This window comes from Streptomyces sp. NRRL WC-3549 (genome assembly GCF_000721935.1).
Classification (GTDB): domain Bacteria; phylum Actinomycetota; class Actinomycetes; order Streptomycetales; family Streptomycetaceae; genus Streptomyces.
On sequence record NZ_KL585387.1, the window covers coordinates 181,908 to 185,939 of the forward strand.

4 protein-coding genes and 1 pseudogene are annotated in these 4,032 nt (G+C 70.4%); 4 read left to right on the forward strand and 1 reads right to left on the reverse strand.

The window, feature by feature from the left end; all coding sequences use genetic code 11:
• Positions 1-1,085, forward strand: a 1,085-nt coding sequence (gene mptB, locus IH13_RS0106225) for a polyprenol phosphomannose-dependent alpha 1,6 mannosyltransferase MptB (RefSeq protein ID WP_031081725.1), incomplete at its 5' end; no start/stop codon positions are given.
• Positions 1,086-1,291: 206 nt separating this feature from the next.
• On the opposite strand, the gene IH13_RS0106230 is transcribed toward mptB, so the two are convergent.
• Positions 1,292-2,134, reverse strand: a complete 843-nt coding sequence (locus tag IH13_RS0106230) for a C40 family peptidase (protein WP_031081727.1) — start codon at positions 2,132-2,134, stop codon at positions 1,292-1,294.
• Between the two features lie 816 nt (positions 2,135-2,950).
• Here IH13_RS0106230 and IH13_RS0106235 point away from each other — a divergent pair.
• The 3 genes and pseudogenes from IH13_RS0106235 to IH13_RS0106245 all read left to right on the forward strand — a co-directional run.
• Positions 2,951-3,310 (forward strand): NADH-quinone oxidoreductase subunit A, encoded by a 360-nt coding sequence (locus IH13_RS0106235; protein WP_003992243.1) that lies wholly within the window; start codon positions 2,951-2,953, stop codon positions 3,308-3,310.
• Between the two features lie 18 nt (positions 3,311-3,328).
• Positions 3,329-3,883, forward strand: coding sequence for a NuoB/complex I 20 kDa subunit family protein (locus IH13_RS0106240; protein WP_031081730.1), 555 nt, complete (start codon positions 3,329-3,331; stop codon positions 3,881-3,883).
• Positions 3,880-4,032: pseudogene (locus IH13_RS0106245) on the forward strand (NADH-quinone oxidoreductase subunit C); the annotation flags it as partial. The gene IH13_RS0106240 and the pseudogene IH13_RS0106245, both read left to right, overlap by 4 nt.

Consider the following 4,032-nt stretch of genomic DNA (forward strand, 5'->3'; position numbering starts at 1 on the left):
CCGCGAGTGTCGGCGGCCACTGGACCGACACCCCGGCCCCGTACGGCCCGTTCTTCCTGCTCCTGGCGCGGGGGGTCGCCTGGGCGACCGGGGGCACGATCGTGCCCGCCGTCCTCGCGATGCGGCTGATCGCCCTCGCGGCACTGGCGCTGATCGCCTGGGCCCTGCTCCACCTCGCCCGTGAGCACGGCCGTGACCCGGGTGCCGCGCTGTGGCTGGGGGCGCTCAACCCGCTGCTGCTGATGCACGTGGCCGGCGGGCTCCACAACGACGGGCTGATGATCGGCCTGATGCTGGCCGGGACCGTGCTGGTGCTGCGGGGGAGGTGGATCGCCGGCTCGGTGCTCATCGCCCTGGCCGTGATGGTCAAGTCCCCGGCCGCGGTGGCCCTGTTGTTCACCGCCGTCGTGGTGGGCCGGGCCGCCGCCGGTGGTCCCGCGCGCCGGGTGGCGAAGGGGCTGCTGGGCCCCGGGGCGGTGGCCGGGGCCGTCGTGCTGCTGGCGACCCTGGCCGCCGGGACCGGCTTCGGCTGGGTGAGGACCCAGGGCGTGGCGGGGCGGATCCACACCGCGCTCTCGGCCAGCAGCGACATCGGGCTGGGACTCGGCCACCTCCTGCGACTCCTCGCCGGAACCGACCCCGACCCGGTCAAGGCCGCCGTGCAGAACCTGGGGCTGGCGGCGGGGGTCGCCCTCGTCCTGGTGCTGGCGTGGCGATCCGCCGCCGGACGCCTGGAACCGGCGCACGGGCTCGGCCTCGGGCTGGTGGGCCTGGTGGCGCTCTCCTCGATGGTGCAGCCGTGGTACCTGCTCTGGGGCACGGTGGTGCTCGCCGCGACCGCGGGCGCGAGCAGGGTCCGCGACGTGGTCGTAGTACTCTCGGCGGCGCTGGTCTACGAGACGCAGCCCTCGGGCTCGACCCCGGCGTACGGTTTCGTGCTGGCCGGGCTCACCTGTGTGGCCGGGGCGTTGCTGCTGCGCCGTGAGGCCGCCGTGCGGGGGGCGTCCTTGCCACTCGGCCCGAACCGGGCCGGGGAGAGGGAAGGCGCCGGGGAACCGGAGGCCGGGGTCCGCGCCGGAGCCTGACGGCCGGTGAGCGTACCGGGGCGCGGACACGGCCGGTGCGCGTGCGAAGGCCGGCGGACGGCGCGTGGGCCGGGTAGGACGAAGGGCCGTCACCCCGAGCGGGGGGTGACGGCCCTTCGTGGCGGACGTGCCGGCCCCGGCGGTCCGCCCGGCAGTCTCGACCCGCCGGACTGACCCGAAGTGGGCGGGACGCGACCGCTTGTGAATCAGAGAACGCGGACCGCGCCCGACGGCGGGTCGTAGTCCAGCGACTTCTGCACCACACCGGTGCTGGAGTTCTGCGCGCCGACGAACTGGCCGCCGCCCACGTAGATCGCCACGTGGTACGCGCTGCCCGCGCCGCCCCAGTACAGGATGTCGCCGGGCTGGAGGTTGCCGAGCGAGACCTGGGTGCCGGCCGTCGACTGGCTCTGCGAGACACGCGGCAGGTCCACGCCCACCGTGCGGAAGGCGGCCTGGACGAGCCCGGAGCAGTCCCACGAGTTGGGGCCGGTGCCGCCGGAGACGTAGGCGTCGCCGACCTGAGCCTGGGCGAACGCGACGACGGAGGCCGCGGAGCCGGTGGCGCTGGAGGAGTACGACGTCGTGGAGGCGGCGGTCGAGGAGGAGCCGGAGGACGAACCGGTGGAGGGGCTGAGCGTGGTGCGCGCGGCGCTGCGGGAGGCGCGCTCGGCGGCCTCCGCCGCGGCCTTGGCCTTGGCGGCGGCTTCCGCCTTCTTCTTGGCCTCGGCCTTGCGGACGGCCTCCGCCTTGGCCTTCTTGGCGGTCTTGGCGGCGTCGGCCGCCGCGGCCTCCTGTGCGGCCTGCGTCTCGAGGTCGAGCGCGACCTGCTGCGTCGCCTGGGCCGACGCGGCCACGGCGGTGGAGAGCCCGGCGGTGATGGTGGGCATCTCGATGGTCTGGGTCACCGGCTCGGCCTGAGCCGGCCCGGCGGCACCCGCGACCGCGATGGTGCTGAGGACGCCACCGGCAACTCCTGCCCGCAGCGCGGTCTTCGAGGCGCTCTGACGGGGCTTCCGGTGGCTGGGTATGTGAGCGGTGTGGGACATGGGTACTAGCGCTATCAGGGCTGTAGGGGTCCCATCAAGAAACGTGTGTTGCGACACAGTTACGTTCGGAACCTGTGAATCCGCTTATTTGCGGCCCTCATTGACGCCCTAGCGGGCAAAACGGACTCTGGTGATCATGGTGGTGATCACGGGTTTTCGGCAATACGTCCGAATTGCCCGCCACCTACCATCCGTTCGCGCGGTTGGCCAAGCCCGCTTCTCCCGCCCCCGCCCCTCCGGTGACGCAGGTCACAGTGCGCGCCCCGCCGGCGGGGCGACCGCGCGCCCGCGTCCCGCGCGGGGGTGCCGCTTGTGGCCACATGTCCTGTTGGTGAGTCATGTCCGGTTGCCGGACGGGGTGGTCGGGTGCCGTCGGGTGGGTCGGTCCGGGAGCTCGTGAATACGTGCGCATTGTCCACATCGGTACCCGGTGCCCCCCGTCCGGGTGGGGGGCGGACCCGGCCGCTCCCTATATCACCATGATCGCGTCCAGCGCCAATTTGCTTGCACTGTCGGTCGATTGATAGGGCGAGGCCCCTCTGACCTGCCACGACACCCATGGATGTCACGTCTCGTGATCACTCGACCCCTTCGCGTGTGAAGATCACCGCTCATCCGACTTCATGATCGTTCGTCAGGTGGTGGAGATCACAAAGACGTTGGCGCACCCCGTGTCGCAGATCACAGGGCGGCGGGCATAGGATGCGGGGCAGTCGGGCTTGTGAACTGCCTCACATGTGCACGATCTTGATGAGGTGGCGAGCCGGTCGCCCGATGCGGTCCAACGGTCAAGGACGACTGGAAGGAGCGAGGAGCGTGAATGCCTACGCGCCCATCCTCGTGCTCGGCGCCCTCGGGGCAGGGTTTGCGATCTTCTCCGTGGTCATGGCCACGCTTATCGGCCCCAAGCGGTACAACCGGGCAAAGCTCGAAGCGTACGAGTGCGGTATCGAACCGACACCCACGCCGGCCGGAGGCGGCCGCTTCCCCATCAAGTACTACCTGACGGCGATGCTGTTCATCGTCTTCGACATCGAGATCGTCTTCCTCTATCCCTGGGCGGTCACCTTCGACGCCCTGGGGATCTTCGGGCTCGTGGAGATGCTGCTCTTCGTGCTCACCGTCTTCGTCGCCTACGCGTATGTGTGGCGCCGGGGCGGCCTGGAATGGGACTGAGGGGCTGAGGGGCACACCATGGGACTCGAAGAGAAGCTGCCGAGCGGCTTCGTTCTGACCACTGTCGAGCAGGCCGCCGGGTGGGTGCGGAAGTCGTCCGTCTTCCCCGCCACCTTCGGTCTCGCCTGCTGCGCCATCGAGATGATGACCACCGGGGCCGGGCGCTACGACCTGGCCCGCTTCGGCATGGAGGTCTTCCGCGGCTCACCGCGGCAGGCGGACCTGATGATCGTCGCGGGCCGGGTCAGTCAGAAGATGGCGCCCGTCCTGAGGCAGGTCTACGACCAGATGCCGGGCCCCAAGTGGGTCATCTCCATGGGCGTTTGCGCGTCTTCGGGCGGGATGTTCAACAATTACGCCATTGTTCAGGGTGTTGATCATATTGTTCCGGTCGATATCTATTTGCCGGGATGCCCGCCGCGTCCCGAGATGCTGATGGACGCCATCCTCAAGCTCCACCAGAAGATCCAGAGCACCAAGCTCGGGGTCAACGCCGAGGAGGCGGCCCGCGAGGCGGAGGAGGCGGCCCTCAAGGCGCTCCCCCTCATCGAGATGAAGGGGCTGCTGCGGTGAGCGAGGAACTGAACACCAACAGCGGCCAGGTGCCCGCCCCCAACGACCGCTCCGGCGAGGTCATCGGCGTACGCAAGGGCATGTTCGGCGCGAACAACGGCGGCGACACCTCCGGATACGGCGGGCTCGTGCGCTCCGTGACCCTGCCG

Bases quoted from the DNA above. Each gene is read 5' to 3' on its own strand.
- IH13_RS0106240 (WP_031081730.1), top strand. From the start codon at position 3,329: ATGGGACTCGAAGAGAAGCTGCCGAGCGGCTTCGTTCTGACCACTGTC.
- IH13_RS0106230 (WP_031081727.1), bottom strand. From the start codon at position 2,134: ATGTCCCACACCGCTCACATACCCAGCCACCGGAAGCCCCGTCAGAGC.